Source organism: Streptomyces sp. Edi4 (assembly GCF_040253615.1).
Classification (GTDB): Bacteria; Actinomycetota; Actinomycetes; order Streptomycetales; family Streptomycetaceae; genus Streptomyces.
On sequence record NZ_JBEJGY010000004.1, the window covers coordinates 7,601,360 to 7,622,530 of the forward strand.

Consider the following 21,171-nt stretch of genomic DNA (forward strand, 5'->3'; position numbering starts at 1 on the left):
CGCGGCCCCCGCGCTTCACGGGGAAAAGTACGTGGCGGTGAACAGCAGTGCCGGGTATGCCCCGACGAAGGCGAAGACGAACGTGCTCAGCCCCATGGTGAACGCGATGCCGATGTGCAGCGCCGCGCCCGCCGCGAGCAGACCCCAGCGCGGCTGCGCCGGCAGGAAGAGGGTTACCCAGAACGTCACTTCCAAGACCATGACCCCCCAGCCGAGGAGCGCCGCGACGAGTGGCCGGGCCCGTAGAATCGCGGCGATCCCAGGCGAGCCGTAGGCGTCGGTGGAGAGGATCTGGGCTAGGCAGGATCCGTCGCGCCAGGTGCGCGAGGTCAGCTTGGCCGCCCCGGCGATCAGATAGCTGAGGAGCAGCTGGGCGGCGAGGAAGCCGAGGAAGAGCCGGCCCACCGTGCCGCCGACGACCAGCGTGGCGGCGGCGGTGAGCAGGCAGAGCGCGGCCATCTGGTCGGCCCCGTCGGTGCCGTAGTCGTTGCGGTGCAGGCCGAGGAGCAGGGTGGTCAGCAGGACGCAGGACAACGCCGCCGAGCCGGTCGCGGACAGCGCCGCCACGGCCGGCGCGGCACATCCGGCCGTGAACTGGGCGGCCAGCACCCCGCGATACCGCTCCCAGACGAACAGCCCGCGCACCACCGGTGGGCAGCGGTGCTGGTCCGCGCCGACCACGGCCCAGGCGAGCGCGCCGCCCTCACCGAACTCGTGACCCTGGCGCAGATCGCGGCGCGCCGACACCGCGAGGCCGGCACCGCACACGGCCAGGATCGCGCGGGCCGTCTCACTCTCGTTCAACATGGGGTGCTGCCCTCCCGTACGCTGCCCTCCCGTACGCCGCCCTCCCGTACGGCGCCCTCCCGCAGCCCGGTGTCCCACGCGACGGCGTTGCCCGCCGTGCTCTCCAGGCGGTGCACGGCGGAGACGAAGACCACTTGGGGCGCCTCGTCCCGCAGACTCGCGTGCGCGACGACGAACGCGAAGCCGACGGCGGTCGCGTCGTGCGCCGCCGAGGCGGCCCGGTTGAGCAGGACGAGATAGGACGTGCTGATCATCAAGCGGGCGCTCCGGGTCCGCGCGTCCGCCTCCTCCTCCCACACGCGCCCGGCCAGGCGCACGAGGTGGGAGGAGGCGTCGAACAGCGCCTTGCCCGCTCGGCCCCGCGCGCCGCCCTCCGCCAGCACGAGCCGCAGAGGTCCGTACGCGCCGTTGGCCAGGACGTCGCGGTACATCAGCACCTTGTCCTTCGTCGCCGGATTGGGTGCGAAGAACGTCCAGGACGGCAGCAGTGGAACACACCAGGACGGCAGGCGGGCCCGGACCGCCTCACCGCACCGGGGCAGCGCCGCGACCGCCGTCAAGAAGAGCCATGCACCCAGCACGACGGCCAATCCGAGGGAAGCCACAAGTCGCCCCGTCAGCGGGCGAGGTGGCGTCGGCGCAGCGCCAGCAGATCGGCCACGGTGGCTGCGGGAGCACCCGAATCCCCCGCGATCTGCTGGATGTCGGACTCCGAGAGCGCCACCGCGGCCCCGTCCCGGACGTGGCCACCGCGGCCGTGCTTCTGGTCGACGGCATGCTGCGCCGCACGCCCGATGCCGTCCGTCAGCATGTCCATCGTCGTGATCGTCTGGCAGGGCTCGGGCGGGCCCATGTGCGCGTACCCGTCATCGGGATGCAGGGTGTCGAGCAACTGCCGCTCCAGAAGCGTCAGTTCAGGGGCGCGTCGCATCAAAAGACAGGCGACGCGTACGGCGGGGCGCTGGGACTCGGTGTGCTCGATGATGCCGAAGTCCGTATCACGCAGCGGGCCTCCGGTGTACGGGAAGGTCAGCGTCCGGAACGGGAAGCCGTGCGGCAGGGCCAGGTCGCGCACCAGTGTGTGTCCCGCGCAGACCAGGTCGAGGGCGAGCGATGCGGCCACCAGCGGCGCTCCGGGGGCGGGGCGCCGAGGCACGGGTGTGTCCCGCACCTCCTGCCAGGCGCCGCTGAGCGCCGCCGTGCGCAGCCGCCGCCACGCGGGGGCCGACACGTCACCCACGTAGAGGGCCACGGTCCCCGCCGGAGGCAGCAGACCGCCGTCCGCCACACCCCCGGCGCCGGGCGGCACGGTCACCACATCCACCCGCCGCACCACGGGCGTCAAGGCCGAGGTTCGCATCATGTACGTCTCCTGTCCTGTGTGATCCGTATCCCGCCACCGGGACACGCGCCCAGTGTCGCGGCCCCTCCGAGGCAGGCAACACCCCCTGTATGTTGGGGGGTTGGTGCCTCGGCGGCCGGGCGCGCGGCCGGTGGCCGGTGCTCTACTGCCGCAGCCCCGCGACGAGTTCTTCGCGGCCGGACGTGCCGGTCTTGCGGTAGACGGACCTGAGGTGGCCGGTGACGGTGTGCGGGGACATGCCGAGCAGCCGGGCAATGCGTTTGGTCGCGAGGCCTCCGAGGAGCGATTCGACGATGGCCCGCTCACGTGGTGTGAATCCGTACCAGACGAAGAGGGCGGGCAGGAGCTGTGAGGCGGGCGCGGACTGGAAGGTGAGCGCGATCTCCCCGTGCGGTCCGCCGAGCGGCTGCGCGTGCACCGCGACCCACCCTCCGCACGTCGGAATCCTGCTGAGGGCGGTGCTGTGGGTGCGCCGCGTGAAGGAGGTGATGCTCCACAGCAGAGGGGGCAGTTCGTCGCCCTGGGTGCGCGCCGGTTCGGAGACGAACTCGTCCAGCCAGGTGCGTGCCGTCTGCGTCATGCCCCTGATCGTGTCGTCCGGGCCGATCACGACCACGCCGGGGAACAGCCCGCGCCGCCCGGGACGCAGGGGCTTGCCCGCGACGAAGTGGCGCAGGGCGACCGCGAGGGTTGCGCCAAGCCGCTCGGCGCGCCGGGTCTCCGCGGGCGCGAAGGGCCGGCCCGCCGGCTCCCGCACCAGGACGAGGCCGCCCCACACCACGCCGCGGTGGGTCAGGGCGATGGGCATCTCGTGGCCCGCGCCCCCCACGGGCCCGCCATCGTGGTGGAGACAGTCGACGCCGGTGAGCGGATCGAGACCGGTCAGGGTGGAACCGTCGTGCGGCAGAAGGAGTTCAAGGCGTCGGGACAGCGCCGAGGCCAGCTCGGGAACGGTGGTGGCGGCGGCCGCCGCGGTGAGCAGAGCGCGACGCAACTCCCGCGCCTGCGGGACGCCCGCCCGCTGCCCGGCCTTCGGGACGGCGGCCGGCGTTGTGACGGTGCGCTGTGCGAGTACGGGCATGAGCGGGCACCACTCCTGGGGACGACATCCCGGACGGCGGAGGTACTGCGTGATCCGCGCCCTATGACTGTCCGGCCCGGCCCGGCCCATGCCGGGCAACACTCCTGTGGGCGACGCCGGTTCAGGCCACCTTGCGCGCCGCCCGGGCCGTCACCGGGACGCACGGGGCTGCGGGACGGCGTCCCGCCTGACGTCCGCCTGGGCGACGACCCCTGAGCTCAAGGACGGCGGCAGGAACCACAGCCGCCGCTCACCCGCCTGCGTGCCGCTCTCCACCGGCCGCGCGGGCGGGACGAAGGGACCCCAGGCGAAGGCAGGCAGCCAGGGCTCGGGCGCCGCGCTCCAGGACAGCGCGCGGATCTGTGCGAGGGTGCGCCTGCCGGTCAGGGCACGGAACACCTCCAGGCCCGGTCCGCGCAGCGACGTGACGGGGCCGCCTTCGCCGGCCGGCCACTCCCGGCCGGCCGCCTCGATACGCAGCGCCGGCAGATGATGTGCGTTCACGGACATCGTGAAGCCCATGGCCGCCAGTTCCAGCGTGTCGGCGAAGGCGGGATGCTCCCGGGGCACGGGAAGGTCCAGAGCGCCGCGCAGGTCGAGTTCATGGGAGAAGACGTCGAGCAGCATCATGCCTCGGCGCAGCCAAGGGGTCCGTTCCAGCGCCTCGGCGAGCGCCCCGTCCAACTGCTCCCAGTAGCAGAGGAGTTGGGGGAGCGGGGCATCCGGCGCGAGTGCCGGAGGCAGGACGGCGCTCCAGGGTGCTTCGGCGACGGCCCGCGCGCACACCTCCAGCAGATGGGCCACGACGTCCCGCACGTTCCAGCCCGGGCACGCGGGCACCGGCCACTCCCACGTCCCCGGGTGCGCTCGTGCCAACCGGACGATGTTGTCGCGGCAGACGCGGTAGGTGGGATTCCAGAAGGGCTCGGGGCGCCGCTCGGGCGTCATGCCGAGGACCCCGCGAGCGACCGGCCCGCACGGCCCGCCTGCCGCGCCGACACGTGCCCCGCCTCGTACAGCCAGCGCACGCTGTCGGCCAGGGTTTCACCGAGGGGGCGGGGAAGCAGGCCGTAGGTGGAGGCGCCCGCGTCGACGGGCGCCGCGTGCAGACAGGTGTAGAGGGCGCCGTACTCGACGGGAATGGGCCAGGGCCAGACGCGCTGCGCCAGGTCCGCGAACATCGTCAACGGGAGCATGGGACGCGCGGGCAGGAACATCGTGGGGAGCGCGCGCCCGGTGGCCTCGCGCAGTGCCTGAACGTACTGACGGGTGGTCAGAAATCGGCCGGGGCCGAAGTGCCGCTCGCGTGTCCCGGCCGGCTTGGCGAGCAGAGCCGCATGAAGACCGGCGGTGTCCCGGACGTCGCCCACCGGAAAACCACCGCTCGGCCAGACGGGCAGCAGGCCCCGCAGGGCGTTGCGCAGTCTGGCGCTCTGGTCGCCGAGATGGGGGTCATGGGGGCCGAGCAGCGCCGGCGGGTAGGTGATCACCACGGGCGCCCCCTCCTCCTGGTGCAGCCGGGCCACTGCCTCGGCGACGGACTTGCTGGCCAAGTAGGCCTCGCGTGGCATGCCCGGCGGGGAGTCAGCCCCGACCGCACCGCCCGCGGCGGGGAACATGGCGCCGACGGTGGAGACATGGACGACGGGGTCCGCCCCGGCCCGTACGGCGGACGAAAGCACCAGCTGCGTGCCGCGCACATTGGTGGCCCGCATCTCGGCGCGCCGCCTGCTGTCGAAGGAGTACACCGAGGCCGCGTGCAGCACCGCGTCCGCCCCGTCGACCGCCCTGGCGACGGTGGCCCGGTCCGTGACGTCGCCGACCACCAGCTCCACGCGGGCCGGATCCACGCCCAGCGGACGCAGTGCCCGTCCCACCCTCGACGCGTCGCGGACCAGCATCCGCACCCGTGCGCCGGACCGGATGACGGCGGCGACGGAATGGGCACCGACGAAGCCGGTACCGCCAGTTACGCAGATCAGCATCGCCGATCACCCTTCGTCGAACCGAGCGCGTACCGGGCGCGTACCGAGCGCGTACCGAGCGCGTACCGAGTGCGAACCGAGTGCGAACCGAGCGGGTACCGAGCGCGAACCGCGCCTGCCCCGTCCCGGAAGACCGGGACGCCCCCGTCGCATGATGGCAACCATCCGGCGCGTTGCCTTCTCCCGCCTTGCCGGCCGACAGGCGCATGCCCGCGCCGCGACGCGGGTGCGTCCCCCACCAGGCCCGGCTTGCCGTCTTCAGGGAAGGCGGACCTTGCTCAGAAAGGGAACGAGCAGCCAGGGGCGTCGGCCCCACACGCGCAGGGAGCCCGTCAGCGCCGCCCGCGCGTGCGGGACGCGGTGGAACAGGACGAGGTTCAGGGCGGCGGGTTCGAAGTGGACACGCACATCGTTGTCGCGGCTCGGCTCCTCGACCCACAGACGTCCGGTGTCCAGGACCATCGTGACGGGGGAAGTGTGGGCGGAGCGGAACTCCACCGCGATACGCCCTTCGCGCTCGGGTGCGCTGCGGTCGAGGATGTGCCCGGTGCCGTTGCGGGCGATCTCGACCAGGAAGAGCTCGAAGAACTGCGCGGCGTATGCGTCCGGAACGTGCCAGGGCGCGTCGACCGCGCGCGCGATGTCACGTCCGTGCAGGAGCAGTTCGTTGGTCAGGTGGGCGACCAGGCCGGCCAGCGGGATCCGCGATCCACCGAGCCAGTTCATGAGCGTGGTGGGGTCCTGATAGGCGGTCAGGCCGAGGAACTTCTCGATCGAGGAACGAAGCCGCGCCACGACCTCGCCGAGCTCGCGCTCCGCATAGGCGTCGAGGAACGCCGTGTTGAGGCCCGCCCCCAAGGTGTCGACCGTGGTCGCGGCGACCTGCTCCCGGACCGACGGCACGGGGAACGAGCTGTCGTCGTGCCCCACCGAACAGGCGTTGAGCCAGGCCACGGCGGTGACGTGGGCCGCCGTGTCCGCCACACTCCAATCGGCCGTCGCCATGGCGTGCGGATCCGCGTGCGCCGCCAACGCCCCGAAGCGCTCGGTGACTTCGGCCAGGGCCGCGCGCGCGGCGTCCCACTTGGCGGGCGTGATCCTCGTTTCCGCGATGGTCCGGTGTGTCTGATATCGCGCTCGCGCCACCCTCTTGTCCTCCGGCCCTGTGCGGCTTGCCCGTGGTGAGGAGAGCCAGTGTGGCGGCGTGGGCGTGGCCGCGCTTCTTCCGTCGTGCGGAGCGGGGCAGAGCACGCTCGAAGTAGCCGCTCACCTCGCCACCCGCCGACGATTTCCTACGCCGGGAGTGCCGGAGACGTCGGGTACGCCGGGGACATGGGTACGCCGGGGACATCGGGTACGCCGGGTACGTCGGCCGGGCGCTTTCGTTCGCGCGGATGTGTGGGGTCCAGTGGCTCGGCTGAGGGGAGGACGGGCATGGCGAAAGTGGCGGACGCCGCCCTGAGGGAACTGCCCGGCACGGCTCTTCGCGCGGTCCGGGTGAGTGGCACCGTGCTGGGACATGCCCTGGTGTTCGGCCCCGGCGCGCTCGGCGCCCGGCTTCGGCGACGGCCATGGGCTCCGGCCGGCGAGCGGCTGACCGCGCTGCTCACATCACTGGGGCCCTCGTACATAAAGATCGGCCAGCTCCTGAGCACACGCCAAGACCTCCTGCCCGAGCGCGTCTGCGCGGAACTCGGCCGGCTGGCCGATGCCACGCCCCCGCCCCGGCGCGCGGCCTTGGAAGGCGCGGTGCGCGGGGCGTACCGGGGCCGGACGTGGCCGTTCGCGGCGTTCGACTGGACGCCGGTGGCCACCGGGAGCATCGCCACCGTGCACCGCGCCATCACCCTGGACGGCCGGCGGGTGGCGGTGAAGGTGCGCAGGCCGGGCATCGGCCGGGTGATGCGGCGCGACTTCCGGCTGACGGCGCTCGCGATGGGCGCCATGCGGCATCTACCACACCTGCGGTCCATGCCGTTCAAGGTCATGCACGCACAGGTCGGCGGCGCGATCCTGCGCCAGCTGGACTTCGAGGCGGAGCGCACGGCCCTGGGCACCCTGCGGGCGAACCTGCGGGAGTTCTCCTGGATACGGATCCCCGCGCCGCTGCCCGAACTGTGCGCCGAGGACGTCCTGGTCATGGAGTACGTGGACGGCTCGGCCCGCACTGCTCCGGGGCCCCTGTCCGCCGAGGCGCGCGGGGCCGCCGCGCGCAGGGTCATGACGGCGGTCTACGAAATGCTGTTCGTGGACGGACTCGTGCACTGCGATCTGCACCCGGGAAACCTCTACATCCAGGACGACGGTTCCCTCGTGATCCTCGACGCGGGTTTCGTGATCAAGCTGTCGGAGCCGGTGCGTGCCTCGTTCGCGGACTTCTTCATCAACATGGCCATGGGAAACGGCCCGCTCTGCGCGGAGATCATCATCGAGAGCGCGGCGAGCGTCGCCGAAGGATGCGATCTCGGGGGATTCCGCGCGGAGCTGACCGGCCTGGTGGCCGAGTCGGCGGGAGCGCGGTCCAAGGAATTCAGCCTGGCGAAATTCGCAGGACGCCTTTTCGACATTCAACGCCGTTTCGGCGTGTATCCGGTACCCGAGTTCGCGTTCCCGCTGTTGTCGCTCCTGGTGGTCGAAGGAATTGTGCAGGGCCTCGATCCGGAACTCGACTTTCAGGCCGAAGCGATGCCCGTGCTCCGCCGGCGGAACATGCCACGTGTTTCGGCCGGTTCATGAAGAGGACATTCCGCACGAGAAAGGTGTACTCATGGATGACAATTCCGGAGTCCGTGTTCCGCTGGTCGACGAGGCCGAGGCGACCGGGAAAGTGGCGGAGCTCTATGAGCGCGCCAAGAAGGTCACGTCGCTGGACTTCGTGCCCGACATGTTCCGCCTTGTCTCGTCCCGGCCGGAGCTGCTGGAGACGATGCTGGCCGGCTACGACGGCGTCTTCAACCACGGAAACCTGCCCCGGCAGACCAGGGAGCTGATCTCCGCCTGGACGTCGAAGGTGAACCAGTGCCCCTACTGCGTCGGGACGCACAACTTCTTCCTCCAGGTCTTCGGCGGCAGCGAGGAACTGGCCCACGCGATCGAGGTGGCCAGCTCGCCCGACGACCTGCCGGTGGACGAGCGCACCCGGGTCCTGCTGCACCTGCTGACCAAGCTCAGCCGCAACGCGTACAAGATCACGGATGAGGACTGGCAGAAGGCGCTCGACGCCGGCTGGAGCGCCGACGACCTGCTCGAGGCGTTCTTCTGCGCGGCGCTGTTCAACTTCATCACGCGCCTGGTGGACGGTCTCGGACTCGGCACGACGGTGACCAGGAGCCGCATCTCCCAGCAGGAGGTACCGGACGGCTCCGGGCCGGCCCCGGCGCCGGCCGCGGATTGAGCAGGGGCCTGACATGACGTGCTCCCGCGCGGTTCTGATCACCGGTGTCTCCTCGCTGAGCGGCCTCTCCTCAGGTACCGGCCGGGCGCTCGCGCTGCGACTGCACCGCCAGGGGTGGCCGGTCTACGCCAGCGGGCGCAGCCTGGAAGGCCTCAAGGACCTGGAGCAGGAGGGCATCGCCACCCTGCGGGTCGACGTGAGCGACGAGAAGTCGATGGCCGCGGCGGTCGAGCGGATCACGGCCGAGCACGGCGCGGTCGGCGTGCTGATCAACAACGCCGCGTACAGCCTCAACGGCACGATCGAGCAGACACCCATGGACGAGGTCCGCCGCCAGTTCGAGACCAACGTCTTCGGACTCTCGCGCATGACGCAACTGGTGCTGCCCGGCATGCGCGCGCAGGGAGCCGGCCGCATCGTCATCATGTCCTCGATCTTCGGGCTCTTCGCCACCCCGGGGCGCGGCTACTACGAGGCCACCAAGCACGCCCTTGAGGCGATCGGCGACTCGCTGCGGCTCGAAGTGCGCCGCTTCGGCATCAAGGTCGTGGTCATCGAACCCTCGCCCATCCTCGGCGCGTTCGTCCCGACCACCGTGGGCGACCTCGGACTCGCTCCCGGTTCCACCGACAACGACCCCTACGGCGACTTCTGGGAGCGGTTCGTCGCCTGGCACGGCGCCTACCGGGAGGTGGAGCGCCCCAAGGGGCGTGGCCGTCTGTCGCTGCGCTCGGGCGACGTCGCCGCCCTCGTCGAGAAGGCGATCACCGTGCCCCGCCCCCGGATCCGCTACCGCCTCGGCATCCCGGTGCGGCTTCTTCGGCCCCAGCGGGTGATCTTCGGAGAACGCGCCTGGGAAAAGTTCGTCCGCACCTTCTTTCCGACGCCGTAAAAGGCCGGCCCGCGCCGGTGAGGGGAAGGGCGCCATGCGTCCGGGACCTGCTGGGCAAAACGAGAGAAGGCGCCGGCCTCCGGCGCAAGGACACTGGAGGCACCGGTGAAATGGCCGGTCATCATTCTCCCGTCCGTGAAAAACAAGGGGGTGGCTCGGTGTGCGAAAAGTCCTGATCGTCGGTGCCGGGCAGGCCGGGCTGCAACTCGCGCTCGGGCTGCAACAGCACGATTATGACGTCACCGTGATGTCGGCGCGCACGGCCGACGAGATCGAGCACGGCACGGTCATGTCGTCCCAATTCCAATTCGACAGCACGCTCGCATTCGAGCGCGAGCTCGGTATCTACTTCTGGGAAGGTCTCGCTCCGTACACCCCCCTCACCAGCTTCCAGGTGGGCGCCGAGGGGCCCGTTCCGGTCGTCGACTGGGTCAGCCCGCTGAAGAAACCGGGCGCCGACGTCGACCAGCGGCTCAAGATGGCGCGCTGGCTGCGACTGTTCGAGGAGCGGGGCGGGAACCTGATCGTCAAGAGCGCCACCGTCGCGGACCTCGACGCCATGGTGAGCACCCACGATCTCGTGGTCGTCGCGGCCGGCAAGGAGGGGCTGGCCGGCCTGTTCGAACGCGACGCGTCCCGCTCGCCGTACACGACGCCGCAGCGCATGCTCTCGGTCGTGTACGTCAACGGCTACCAGCCCGACCCGGCGGGCCCCGGCGACCACACGGTGGAGTTCCACATGCTGCCGGGCCGGGGCGAGATGATCGTGATGCCGGCCCTGACCCTCTCCGGCCCCTGCCACATCCTGTTCTTCGAGGCCATCCCCGGCGGGCCCCTGGACGTCTTCGGGGACATCCGCTCACCTCGGGAACACCTGGAGCGCTTCGTCGACCTGGTCGAACGGCACGTGCCGTGGGCGCGCGAGAACTTCACGAAGCTGGAGCTCACGGACGCGGGCGGCACTCTGCGCGGGGGATACACCCCCGTCGTGCGGCATCCGGTCGCGACGCTGCCCTCCGGGGGTGTGGTCCTCGGGGCCGGTGATGTCGTCGTGGCCAACGACCCCATCACGGGGCAGGGAGCGAACATGGCCGCCAAGTGCGCGGCCGGCTACCTCGAGGCCATCCTGGAGCACGAGGACCGGCCGTTCGACGGCGCGTTCCTGCGCGGCGCCTTCGAATCGTTCTGGACGCGGCACGGGCGCGCGACCACGGAGTGGACCAACGTGACGCTGGGGCCACCGCGCCCGCACATGCTCGAACTCCTGGGCGCGGCAAACCAGTTCCCCGCAGTCGCCCGTCGCTACATCGAGGGCTTCGACGACCCCAACGACCTCATGGAATGGTTCATGGACCCCGACAAGGCGGCCGCCTACCTGGCCGAGGTCGTGGGGGCCGCGCCCGGGTCGGGGCGCTGAAATGCGGGTATCACCCGGGCACCAGGCGGACGGGGGAAGCCGTGGCCGACGGGGTTTCCCACCGCCGGGGCCTGGGCTCCCATCCGCGACGGATTATGGTAAAGGGATGAACAAGAAGCGCAGCTACGGCGAAGGGTGCCCCGTCTCCCACGCGCTGGACCTGGTGGGCGAGCGGTGGGCCCTGCTCGTGGTGCGCGAGCTCCTGCTCGGGCCCAAGCGCTTCCGCGACCTCAAGGACGGACTCTGCGGCGCCAGTTCCAACATCCTCACGATGCGGCTGCGCGACCTGGAGGAGATCGGGGTGCTGCGCAAGTACCGGGCCGGCGCGCCGGTCAGCGGTCCGGTGTACGAGCTCACCGAGTGGGGCCGCTCCCTGGAGCCCGTCCTGTTCGCGCTCGGCAACTGGGCGGTCGCGTCGCCGTTCTGGGACCGCCACGCGCCCTCGACCGTGGACTCGCTGCTGCTCTCGCTTCGCTCCCAGGCCCAGTACGTCTTCGCGGCCGGCGCCCCCGTGGCCGGCACCTGCGACATGCGCATCGACGACGACCGGTTCACGCTGCGCTTCAGTGACACCGGCCTGGACATCGCCCGTGCGGTCGCCTACGAGCCCGAGGCGACCCTCATGACCGATGCCGGCACCCTCAAGACACTCATCGCCGGCGACGAAACCCTCGACGACGCCATCGCCGCGGGACGGATGAAGCTCGGTGGCGACGAGCGGCTGATCAGGTCCCTCATCAAGTAGTGCCGCCGCCGGTGAGCGCTCCCGGCCCGTAGCCACGGGCCCCCTGCCGTCCCCGCGCGCCCCAGTCATCCGGTTGCGCGCGCCCTCCACCCTGATCTGTGGTACAAAAATTGAACCAGATGATTCAAAGAACTAGTGTGATGCTGTGGCCGCAGGCCGCAGAACCTCCCGAGGGAGAGGCGCACCATGCAATCCGTCGAATCCGGGGCACTCGCACCCCATAAGGGCTGGACGCTGGCCCTCAGCTCAGTGGGCGTCTTCATGGCCGCCCTGGACGCCCTGGTCGTGACCACCGCCCTGCCGGTGCTGCGCACCAGCCTCAACGCGAACGTCGGCGACCTCGAGTGGACCATCAACGCCTACGTCCTCACCTTCGCGTGCCTCCTGCTGCCGGCCGCCGCGCTGGCCGACCGCTTCGGGCGTCGCCGGGCCTTCGCGGCCGGGCTCGTCATCTTCGCTGCGGCCTCCGCTCTTGCGGCGCTCGCCCCGACCGTCGGCGTGCTGATCGCCGCCCGGGCCGGCGAAGGCCTCGGCGCGGCCGTCATCATGCCGATCTCGCTCACGCTGATCAGCGACGCCTTCCCGGTCGAGAAACGCGGCGCTGCCATCGGCATGTGGGGCGCTGTCTCGGGGTTCGCCGTCGCCATCGGACCCGTCATCGGCGGCGCGGTCGTCAATGGACTCAGCTGGCACTGGATCTTCTGGTTCAACGTCCCCATCGGCCTGATCGCCGGCCTGCTCTCCCTGCTGCGACTGACCGAGAGCTACGGCCCGCGCCAACCGCTGGACCTCCCAGGACTCGCCCTGGCCTGCGTCGGATTCTTCCTCCTCGCCTGGGGTCTCGTACGGGTCAGCGGCGTGGGCTGGAGCAGCTGGCAGGTCATCGCCTCGCTCGTGGCGGGAGCGGTTGTGGTGGCGGTGTTCCTGATGGTCGAAGGACGCCGGAGCCGGCCGATGGTGCGCCTGGACCTGTTCCGCAACAGGGCCTTCAACACGGCGAGTTGGGTCACCTTCTTCATGTACGCCGGTCTGTTCGGGGCGCTGTTCCTGATGTCGCAGTTCCTCCAGTCGGGGCTCGGTGACAGTCCGCTCAGGGCCGGGCTGCACCTGCTCGCCTGGACGGCCGTTTCCATGTTCATCGCCCCGGTCGTGGGCCCCCTCGCCGACAAGTACGGCAACCGTCCCTTCATGGCGCTCGGCATGGCGTTGCAGGCCATCGGGTTCGGGTGGGTCGCGCTGGTCGCCACGCCCGGAGTCACCTTCGGCGGCGTCCTGGCGGGGCTGCTCGTCGCCGGTGTCGGCATCGGGATCGTGTTCCCGACCGTCGCGAACGGCGTGATGACCTCGGTGGGTCCCGAGGAGACCGGCATCGCATCGGGTACCAGCGCGACGCTGCGCGAACTCGGCGGTGTCTTCGGAGTCGCTTTCACCGCGACCGTCTTCGCGCACGCCGGCAACTACACATCGCACCAGACCCTCATCACCAACTTCAGCCATGCGCTGTGGCTGTGCGCGGCGTTCTCCGCGGCCGGCATCTTCGTGTCGCTCGCCTACCCCGCGCACCGCACCACTGCCCCCGTCCCGCCCGTGCCCCCCGCGCGAACCGCCGGGACGGCCGTCGCGGCGGCCCGGGACTGACACCCACCAGGCACCCCATGTCACCGTCCGCGCCCGCTCGCGCGAGCCGGCGGGCGCGGACCGTCCGAAGCACACGAACGAGAACCACGAGAACTACGAGAACCACGAGAACTACGAAAACGAGGTAGCCATCATGACCACCGACACCCGCAAGCAGGACGAGGCCGCCGTCCTCGACGTCGTCAAGGGCGTCTACCAGGCCTGGAACGACGCCGACCCGGACGCGTTCGTCGCCGAGTACTTCGAGGACGCCAGCGCCGTCCTGCCCGGCTCCTACCTGAAGTCGCGTCAGGAGATCCGCGAAGCCATGGCGTTCTCCTTCAACGGGCCGCTCAAGGGCACGCGCACCTCCGACAACGTGCTGGACGTCCGCTTCCTCACCGACGACGCGGCCGTGGTGATCAGCCAGACCGGCGTCCTGATCCCCGGTGAGACCGAGGCACCGCCGGAGCGGACCGTGTACGCCACCTGGGTGCTCGCCAAGAAGGACGGCACGTGGCGGCTGGCGGCCTACAGCAACAGCCCCTCCGTCGGCCCCGGCGGGCGGTGACCACGAACTGAGCGGGCCGCGCTCCGGTCTCTTCCTCCCCGCAGCCCGGGAGGCGGAGACCGGGCTCGGCCACGTCCGAAGCGGTGCACGAGCGAGCGATTCCCACCCGCGCCGGGCCATGGCGTCACCAGGGCCGTCGTCCTCACGCCGGCCGCGCGCCGCCCGGCGCCGGATCACAGGAGGTGATCATGAGCACTGACATGCGCGGTGGCGTGCTGGTCATCACGCACGGCGTACCGCTCGACGGTGTCATCGAGCAGATCGGAGCCGCGGCGCGGGCGGGTGTCGGCGCCGCGTGGCTGCCTCAGATCCTGGGGCACGACGCACTCACCGCGCTGGCCGTCGCCGGCCGTGAGGTACCCGGCATCAAGCTCGGCACCGCCGTCGTGCCGACGTTCCCCAGGCACCCCATCGCCCTGGCCGGGCAGGCCCTCACGGCGCAGGCCGCGATGGGCGGACGCCTGACGCTGGGCATCGGACTGAGCCACCGGGCCACCGTCGAGGGCGCCTACGGCTACTCCTACGACCGGCCGCTGCGTCATCTGCGGGAGTACCTGCGGGCGCTGGCGCCCCTCCTGCGCGGTGAGCCCGTCGCTCTGCGCGGCGAGACGCTGACGGCGGCCGGCGCCGTCGAAGTGCCGGGCACGACAGCGCCGTCGCTGATGCTCGCCGCGCTCGGCCCGGCGATGCTGCGGCTCGCGGGCGAGGAGACGGACGGCACCATTACCCAGTTCACCGGGCCCCGTACGGTCGCCGACCACGTGGTTCCCACCATCACCCGCGCCGCGAGCCGGGCCGGCCGGCCCGCGCCGCGCGTCGTGGTGGGTGTGTCCGTGTGCGTGACGCACGACCCGGCGGCCAGGCGCGCGCTGCTCGGGAACATCTACTCGGCCGTGGGCACCGGCGGGGAGCCGAGTTACCGGGCCATGCTGGAGCGCGAAGGCGTCGCCACCGCCGTGGACGTCGCGATCACCGGCGACGAGGCGCGTGTGGAGCGCGAACTGCGGCGGTACGCCGACGCGGGCGCCACCGAGTTCATGGCGACGCTCTTCGGCACCGAGCAGGAGAACGCGCGGAGCCTGGAACTCATCGCGTCCTTGGGCTGAGCGCCCCGCCGCGTCGACGCCGAAGCCGCGCCCCGGACCGCCGCAGGCGTGTGTCGCGGCGGACCGGGGCGGGGTCGCCCGGCGTCAGGGGAGCTTGAGGTCGGGGTGGTAGACGTCCAGCCATACGGCCAGGTCGAGCGTCCGCTCCAGGCCGAGCCGGGTGAGCCGGTCCATCGTGGACATACCGCGATCCGTGGCGCCCTTGAGCCAGTCCCGGTCCACGAGCTCGAAGACATCGTGGTGCCGCGCCGCCAGCAACTCCCGGCCCTGGCCCTGAAGTTCGCGGGCGTAGTACGGATCCTGCGTCGACGGATAGGGACTCTTGGGCCGCCAGGCGACCGACGCCGGAAGCATGTCCTTGGCCGCCCCGCGCAGCAGACTCTTCTCCCTGCCGTCGTAGGTCTTCAGCGACCAGGGCGCGTTGTAGACGTATTCGACGAGCCGGTGGTCGCAGAACGGTACGCGGACTTCGAGGCCGACCGCCATGCTCATACGGTCCTTGCGGTCGAGCATGTACCGCATGAAGCGGGTGAGATGCAGATGGATCATGACGCGCATGCGGTACTCGAAGTCGTCCTCCGTCTCCAGCCGCTCGACCTCACCGACCGCGCTGTCATACCGGTCAAGGCGGTACTCCTCCAGTCGCAGCCGCGCCACCAGACCCGGGTCGATGCCGGTGGCGTCCTTGTCGAACGGGCCCACACTGACGGCGATCCAGGGGAACGCCCGGGCGCGCTGGATGGCCGGGACATGCATGTGCCGGTACCCGCCGAACAGCTCGTCGGCCGCTTCTCCCGACAGGGCGACGGTCGATTTCGCACGGATCGCCTTGAAGAGCAGATACAGCGAGAAGTCCATGTCTCCGACGCCCAGCGGGGTGTCGCGCGCCACGAGAGCGGCTCTGCGCACGGCGGGATCGGCGAGCGCCTTGGGGTCGAGCACGATGTCGGTGTGGTCCGCGCCGACGTGCTCGGCGACCTCGTGGATGAACGGGGCGTCGGGGGCGTCGCGCAGATCGTCGGGCGTGAAGTTCTCCGTCTGGCCGGTGAAGTCGACCGCGAACGTCGGCACGCGCTCGCCGGTGAGGTGGGCGGCGGCCAGCGCGGTGAGCGTGCCGGAGTCGAGCCCGCCGGACAGCAGCAGGCAGCGCGGCACATCGGCGACGAGCTGCCGGCGCACGGTGTCGTCAAGGAGCTCGCGCACCTGGTGCACCGAGGTGTCCACGTCGGCGGTGTGCGGCCTGGTCTCCAGACGCCAGTAGGTACGCTCGCGCAGCCCGTCCGCGTCGACGGTGACGATGGTGCCGGGCTCGACCTGACGCAGGCCCGCCCAGATCGCGTGCCCCGGTGTGAAGGCGTACGACAGTGCCTCGCGCAGCCCCTCGGTGTCGACCACACGCGGGGCGAGGGGGTTGGCCAGGATGGCCTTCTGCTCCGAACCGAAGAGCACCCCGTCCGGCGTGCGGCAGTAGTAGAGCGGCTTGATGCCCACCCGGTCGCGGATCATCACCAGCTTGTGCTCACGCCCGTCCCAGATGGCGAACGCGTACATGCCGTTGAGGCGGTCGGCCAGCCCGGTTCCCCAGCGCAGATAGCCGCGCAGGACCACCTCGGTGTCACTGGCCGTGGTGAAACGCTCTCCCGCCCGGATCAACTCGTCGCGCAACTCAACGTAGTTGTAGACCTCACCGCTGTGGACCAGCGTCACCTCGCCGCGGTCGGTGCCCACCGTCATCGGCTGTACCCCGCCGACCAGGTCGATCACGGCCAGCCTGCGGTGGCCGAGCGCCGCGTGCCGGCCGGTCCAGGTGCCGCCGGCGTCGGGGCCCCGGCACGCCATCGTCCGGGTCATCGCGTCCAGAGCCCCGCGTTCGCGCGTCAGGTCACGGCCGAACGAGACCCAGCCGGTGATTCCGCACATCTGCCCGCCTCCTGTGGCAATTCGATGGGTTCGCTCGGCGCCGGGTCAGCCGCGGTCGCGCAGCAGCGCGGCCGCCCGCTCGGCGATCATCACGACGGTCAGATGCGTGTTGGCGCACACCATGCTCGGCATGATGGACGCGTCCACGACATGCAGGTTCTCGACCCCGTACACCGCGCAGCGCTGGTCCACGGCGGCCCCCGGATCGCCGGCGGGACCCATGCGCACCGTCCCCACCGGGTTGTAGGCGCTGTCCACGGCCCTTTCGATGTAGTCGCGCAGCGCCTCGTCGTCGTCCATGACGCGCTCGTCGAGCGCGACCAGCTGCTCGCCCTTGTCGAAGATCTTCGGTGAGCTCGCCAGTTCCCAGCAGCCCCTGACGCCATCGGCGAGCAGACGGTAGTCGCGCTCGTCGGAGAGGTAGCCGAGGTCGACGCGGGGAGCGGCGAACGGGTCGGACGAGGCCAGCGTGACCCGGCCGCGCGAGTGCTGGCGGCGCAGTACGACCATCACCCCGAACACCGCCCGCGCCCCGGCGACCCGGCGCAGTTCGGGAAAGTGGAGGGTGAGGTCGAAGCGGTTGACCATCGCGTAGTACTGGTCGTTGAACCGGCTGTCGCTGGTGCGGGTCACGATCTGACCTGTCGACTTGCCCTCGTTCTCATAACCCGGCTTGGGCGTCATGAACACCCCGATCCGCGGCTGGTCGGTCAGGCCCGCGCCGACCGCCGCCACATCCGCCCGCACCGGCAGGCCGAGACCACGCAGATCCTCACCGGGCCCGATGCCCGAGCGGAGCAGGATCGCCGGCGAGGCGACGGCTCCGGCCGAAAGGATCACCCGCCTCGCCCGGACGGTCTCCCAGGGGCCTCCGTCCACCGACGCCACCACGCCCGCCGCGCGGTCGCCCTCGAAGACGACGCGGTCGACCAGGGCGCGGGACAGGATGGAGAGGTTGTCGCGCGCGCTCGCGGGCCACAGGTAGGACATCGCCGTCGAGACGCGGACGCGGGGATCGCGGCGGTTGGACGGGATCGGTCCGACGCCCGTGGATCCGGGGTCGTTGTGGTCCTCGGCCCAGGGGTGTCCCGCGGCCAGACAGACATCGAGGAACGCCTGCTGAACCTCCGTCAGTTCCTGTGGGCGCCACCGCCTGACGGGAACCGGGCCGCCGCGGCCGTGGATGTCGCGGTCGCCGAAGTCCAGATCGTCCTCCAGCGCGCGAAAGACGGGAAGCACGTGCTTCCAGTCCCACAGCGGGCTGCCGCTGCCGGCCCACTCGTCGTAGTCCTGCGGCGTCCCCCGGATGACGACCGTGTTGCCCACCGACGAGGAGCCGCCGGTGACTTTGCCGAGCGGGAACATGACCCGCCGCTCCCGCGTGAGCTGGGCGGTGAAACCCCAGCTGTGCTTCACGAGCGACATCGCGTTGGCGTCGAGCAGATCGTCCGGGGTCGTCGCCGCCGAAGCGTAGTGGCGCCCCGCCTCGATCAGCAGGACCCTGCGCCCGGGGTCCTCGCTCAGCCGGGCGGCCAGCACGGCCCCCGCGCTGCCGGCCCCCACGATGATGTCGTCGTAGACCCGCCCCTGAGCCATGCCCGTCCCCTTCACCGCTTGCGGGCCACGCCGCACCACATGGGCAGCGGTTCGGGTCCCGACGCACCCTGGGGCGGGCGCCACAGCTCCGTGCGCACCACGCCCGGCGCAAGCACGTCCATGCCGTCGAAGAACCGCTCGACCTCGGAGCGGGTGCGCCGCACCACCGAGTCGCCGGTCTGCTTGTCCATCTCCGTCAACATGGCGTTGAGGGCCATGTCGGTGTCGTCCTTGGCGAAGTGGGAGAGCGCCAGACAGCTGCCGGAGGGGACGGCGGCGAGCAGATCGGCCAGGATCTTCGCGGGCCCGTCGGAGTCCTCGACGAAGTGGAGCACGCCGAACAGGATGAGCCCGACCGGCCGGGAGAAGTCCAGCACCTTGGCGGCCCTGCGCAGGATGTCGCCGGGGTCGCGGAAGTCCCCGTCGAGGAAGACGGTGTCGGGGTCGGACGCGAGCAGGGCCTGTCCGTGCGCGACGACACTGGGCTCGTTGTCGACGTATACGACACGGCAGCCGGGCGCGGCCGCGCGCGCGGCCTCATGGGTGTTGCCCATGGTCGGCAGCCCGCTGGCCAGGTCGAGGAACTGCCGTATCCCGCAGTCGCCCGCCAGATGTGTGACGATGCGCCCGAGGGCGTCGCGGGCCGCGTGCAGGTCGACACGGACTCCCTCGACACCGCCCGGCTCACCGGGCCAGTTGACGAAGGCGGTGTCGCCGACGGCGCGGTCGGACGCGAAGTTGGCGCTCCCGCCGAGCAGATAGTCCATGATCCGGGCCGTGTTGGGGATCAGGGCATTCACCCCGACCGGCGCCTCCTCAAGGCGCGGCGCCGATGAATTCTCTGACATTGCAGCCTCCTTCGGACCGCGGCACCACAGCTCGCGGTCTTCACCACACCAGCGTGGGGGCGCGGGCCTGTTGAGGCTTCTCACTCCGTGCCCGGCCCGCGCGATGCGCCGGGCAACGCCGGAGTAGTCCACCGGTCCCTCGAAAGCGAGGCTTGGTGCGGGGACGCGGACTCCGCGCTCTTCCCTGCGACGTGCGCCCGTCTCGCGTCGCGCTTCCCGCAGCCCATGTCAGCGAGGGTGATGTATGACGCCGCAATACGATGACATCGTCGTCGGCGCTGGTTCGGCCGGCGCCGTGCTCGCCGCGCGACTGAGCCAGGACCCGGCGCGCCGTGTTCTCCTCCTCGAAGCAGGCCCCGATTATCTGACGCACCATCAGATGCCGGACGACATCCGCACCGGCAACGCCATGTCCTTCCACGACCACGACTGGCAGTTCAAGGCGGACATCCACGACGGGCGCAGGATCCGCTTCCCGCGCGGCAAGGTGACGGGCGGCTCATCGGCCGTCGGCGCCACGGTCGCGCTGCGCGGACTCCCCGAGGACTACGACGAGTGGGCCTCGGCCGGCAACCCGTCGTGGTCCTGGCAGGAGGTACTGCCCTACTTCCGGCGCCTGGAGGACGACCTCGACTTCGGCGGCGAGTACCACGGCCAGAACGGCCCCTACCCGATCCGCCGCTGGCGCCCCGACGAACTGGTCCCGGGACAGCTCGCCTTCGTCGAGGCCTGCCTCGAAGCCGGCTTCCCCGAGGTCAAGGACCACAATCACCCCGAGGCGACCGGGGTGGGCCCGATCCCGTCCAACCGGCGCGACGGACTGCACCGGGTCACCACCGCGATGGCCTATCTGACACCGGCACGCGAGCGCCCCAACCTGGACATCAGGGCGCACACCGTCGTCGACCGCGTCGTCTTCGAGGGCGAACGCGCGGTGGGCGTGACGGCCTCCGCGCCCGGCGGCGGGTACGAGACGATCAGCGCGCGGCGGGTGATCCTGGCGGCCGGCGCCGTGGCGTCGCCGACCATCCTCATGCGGTCCGGCATCGGTCCCGCGGCCGAGCTGGCCGGGCTCGGCATCGACAGCCGGGCCGACCTGCCCGGTGTTGGCGCCAACCTCGTCGACCACCAGCGCACCGGCGCCTTCCTCGCGCCGCGCCCGGGCGCCTGCGATCCCTCGGGCCCCTTCCTCCAGGAGATCCTGCGCACCACGGCGCCGGGCTCCGACGACACCAACGACCTCCAGTACTACATGGTGAACCACTTCGATCTGACGCACTTCCCCGAGCTTCAGATGCTCTCGGGAACGGAGATGATCCTCGGGGTCATGGTGGTCTCACAGCGTCCGCGCTCCCGGGGCAGGCTCGCCCTGACCTCGACGGATCCGCTCGCGCCGCCACGGATCGAGCTGAACTTCCTCTCGGACGGCGGCCGCGAACTGGACCTGCTCGTGGAGGGCGTACGCACCAGCTGGCGCCTGGCCAACCACCCCGGCATCCGTGGACTGGGGCAGGGCTTCGTCGTCCTGCGCGACGCGGTGATCGAGAACGACGACATGATCCGCCAGTACGTCAAGACCAGCCTCGACAGCGCCTATCACCCGGTGGGGACGGTACGCATGGGCCCGGCCGGCGATCCCTCGGCCGTCGTCGACGAGCGGTGCGCGGTCCACGGCCTGGACTCCCTCTACGTCTGCGACGCCTCGGTGATGCCCAACACCGTCCGGGCCAACACGAACCTCACGTCGATCATGATCGGTGAGCGCACGGCCGACTGGCTGCGCGCCTGACGGGACGCACGAACCGGCCGGGGGAGACTCCGGCCGGTTT

At 71.1% G+C, this 21,171-nt stretch carries 19 protein-coding genes; 9 read left to right on the forward strand and 10 right to left on the reverse strand.

Features of this window, described 5'->3' with window-relative positions:
• Positions 1 to 15 precede the first annotated feature (15 nt).
• The 7 genes from ABR738_RS36055 to ABR738_RS36085 form a co-directional block, all read right to left on the reverse strand.
• Positions 16 to 807 (reverse strand): HTTM domain-containing protein, encoded by a 792-nt coding sequence (locus tag ABR738_RS36055; protein WP_350234202.1) that lies wholly within the window; start codon positions 805 to 807, stop codon positions 16 to 18.
• Positions 801 to 1,388 carry a hypothetical protein gene (locus tag ABR738_RS36060; protein ID WP_350234203.1) on the reverse strand — a complete coding sequence of 196 codons (588 nt, stop codon included), beginning with the start codon at positions 1,386 to 1,388 and terminating at the stop codon, positions 801 to 803. Before ABR738_RS36060 ends, ABR738_RS36055 begins: the two co-directional genes overlap by 7 nt.
• A 35-nt stretch (positions 1,389 to 1,423) precedes the next feature.
• Positions 1,424 to 2,170: a hypothetical protein gene (locus ABR738_RS36065; RefSeq protein WP_350234204.1), complete on the reverse strand. Its 747-nt coding sequence runs from the start codon at positions 2,168 to 2,170 to the stop codon at positions 1,424 to 1,426.
• A gap of 142 nt (positions 2,171 to 2,312) precedes the next feature.
• A complete protein-coding gene (locus ABR738_RS36070) occupies positions 2,313 to 3,251 on the reverse strand; it encodes a helix-turn-helix transcriptional regulator (protein ID WP_350234205.1) in 939 nt (312 codons plus the stop codon).
• A 150-nt stretch (positions 3,252 to 3,401) separates the two neighbouring features.
• Entirely contained in the window at positions 3,402 to 4,199 is a 798-nt protein-coding gene (locus tag ABR738_RS36075; RefSeq protein ID WP_350234206.1) for a maleylpyruvate isomerase mycothiol-dependent enzyme family protein, read from the reverse strand.
• Positions 4,196 to 5,236, reverse strand: a complete 1,041-nt coding sequence (locus ABR738_RS36080; RefSeq protein ID WP_350234207.1) for an NAD-dependent epimerase/dehydratase family protein — start codon at positions 5,234 to 5,236, stop codon at positions 4,196 to 4,198. Before ABR738_RS36080 ends, ABR738_RS36075 begins: the two co-directional genes overlap by 4 nt.
• Positions 5,237 to 5,494: 258 nt before the next feature.
• Entirely contained in the window at positions 5,495 to 6,382 is an 888-nt protein-coding gene (locus ABR738_RS36085) for a hypothetical protein (RefSeq protein ID WP_350234208.1), read from the reverse strand.
• Between the two features lie 288 nt (positions 6,383 to 6,670).
• Here ABR738_RS36085 and ABR738_RS36090 point away from each other — a divergent pair, with 288 nt between their 5' ends.
• The 8 genes from ABR738_RS36090 to ABR738_RS36125 all read left to right on the forward strand — a co-directional run bounded on the left by ABR738_RS36090 (position 6,671) and on the right by ABR738_RS36125 (position 14,978).
• A complete protein-coding gene (locus tag ABR738_RS36090) occupies positions 6,671 to 7,972 on the forward strand; it encodes an ABC1 kinase family protein (protein WP_350234209.1) in 1,302 nt (433 codons plus the stop codon).
• Positions 7,973 to 8,003: 31 nt separating this feature from the next.
• Complete coding sequence (locus ABR738_RS36095) at positions 8,004 to 8,630, forward strand: carboxymuconolactone decarboxylase family protein (RefSeq protein ID WP_350234211.1); 627 nt, start codon at positions 8,004 to 8,006, stop codon at positions 8,628 to 8,630.
• A gap of 13 nt (positions 8,631 to 8,643) precedes the next feature.
• Complete coding sequence (locus ABR738_RS36100; RefSeq protein ID WP_350234213.1) at positions 8,644 to 9,522, forward strand: SDR family NAD(P)-dependent oxidoreductase; 879 nt, start codon at positions 8,644 to 8,646, stop codon at positions 9,520 to 9,522.
• Between the two features lie 160 nt (positions 9,523 to 9,682).
• A complete protein-coding gene (locus tag ABR738_RS36105) occupies positions 9,683 to 10,939 on the forward strand; it encodes a styrene monooxygenase/indole monooxygenase family protein (protein WP_350234215.1) in 1,257 nt (418 codons plus the stop codon).
• Positions 10,940 to 11,045: 106 nt separating this feature from the next.
• Positions 11,046 to 11,684: a winged helix-turn-helix transcriptional regulator gene (locus ABR738_RS36110; RefSeq protein WP_350234216.1), complete on the forward strand. Its 639-nt coding sequence runs from the start codon at positions 11,046 to 11,048 to the stop codon at positions 11,682 to 11,684.
• Between the two features lie 186 nt (positions 11,685 to 11,870).
• Positions 11,871 to 13,322, forward strand: a complete 1,452-nt coding sequence (locus ABR738_RS36115) for an MFS transporter (RefSeq protein ID WP_350234217.1) — start codon at positions 11,871 to 11,873, stop codon at positions 13,320 to 13,322.
• A gap of 133 nt (positions 13,323 to 13,455) precedes the next feature.
• The gene (locus ABR738_RS36120) at positions 13,456 to 13,872 is read left to right on the forward strand and encodes an SgcJ/EcaC family oxidoreductase (RefSeq protein ID WP_350234218.1); all 417 of its coding nucleotides are present in this window, start codon (positions 13,456 to 13,458) and stop codon (positions 13,870 to 13,872) included.
• Between the two features lie 188 nt (positions 13,873 to 14,060).
• On the forward strand, positions 14,061 to 14,978 hold the full coding sequence (locus tag ABR738_RS36125) for a TIGR03564 family F420-dependent LLM class oxidoreductase (RefSeq protein WP_350234220.1): 918 nt from the start codon (positions 14,061 to 14,063) through the stop codon (positions 14,976 to 14,978).
• 84 nt (positions 14,979 to 15,062) lie between these two features.
• On the opposite strand, the gene asnB is transcribed toward ABR738_RS36125, so the two are convergent.
• Genes asnB through ABR738_RS36140 form a run of 3 tightly spaced genes read right to left on the reverse strand, consistent with a single transcriptional unit; the run spans position 15,063 to position 19,342 of the window.
• Positions 15,063 to 16,898, reverse strand: coding sequence for an asparagine synthase (glutamine-hydrolyzing) (gene asnB / locus ABR738_RS36130; protein ID WP_350234222.1), 1,836 nt, complete (start codon positions 16,896 to 16,898; stop codon positions 15,063 to 15,065).
• 45 nt (positions 16,899 to 16,943) lie between these two features.
• The gene (locus ABR738_RS36135) at positions 16,944 to 18,494 is read right to left on the reverse strand and encodes a GMC family oxidoreductase (protein WP_350234224.1); all 1,551 of its coding nucleotides are present in this window, start codon (positions 18,492 to 18,494) and stop codon (positions 16,944 to 16,946) included.
• A gap of 11 nt (positions 18,495 to 18,505) precedes the next feature.
• The gene (locus ABR738_RS36140) at positions 18,506 to 19,342 is read right to left on the reverse strand and encodes an SAM-dependent methyltransferase (RefSeq protein WP_350234225.1); all 837 of its coding nucleotides are present in this window, start codon (positions 19,340 to 19,342) and stop codon (positions 18,506 to 18,508) included.
• A 244-nt stretch (positions 19,343 to 19,586) separates the two neighbouring features.
• Here ABR738_RS36140 and ABR738_RS36145 point away from each other — a divergent pair, with 244 nt between their 5' ends.
• Positions 19,587 to 21,131, forward strand: a complete 1,545-nt coding sequence (locus tag ABR738_RS36145; protein ID WP_350234226.1) for a GMC family oxidoreductase — start codon at positions 19,587 to 19,589, stop codon at positions 21,129 to 21,131.
• Positions 21,132 to 21,171: the final 40 nt, after the last annotated feature.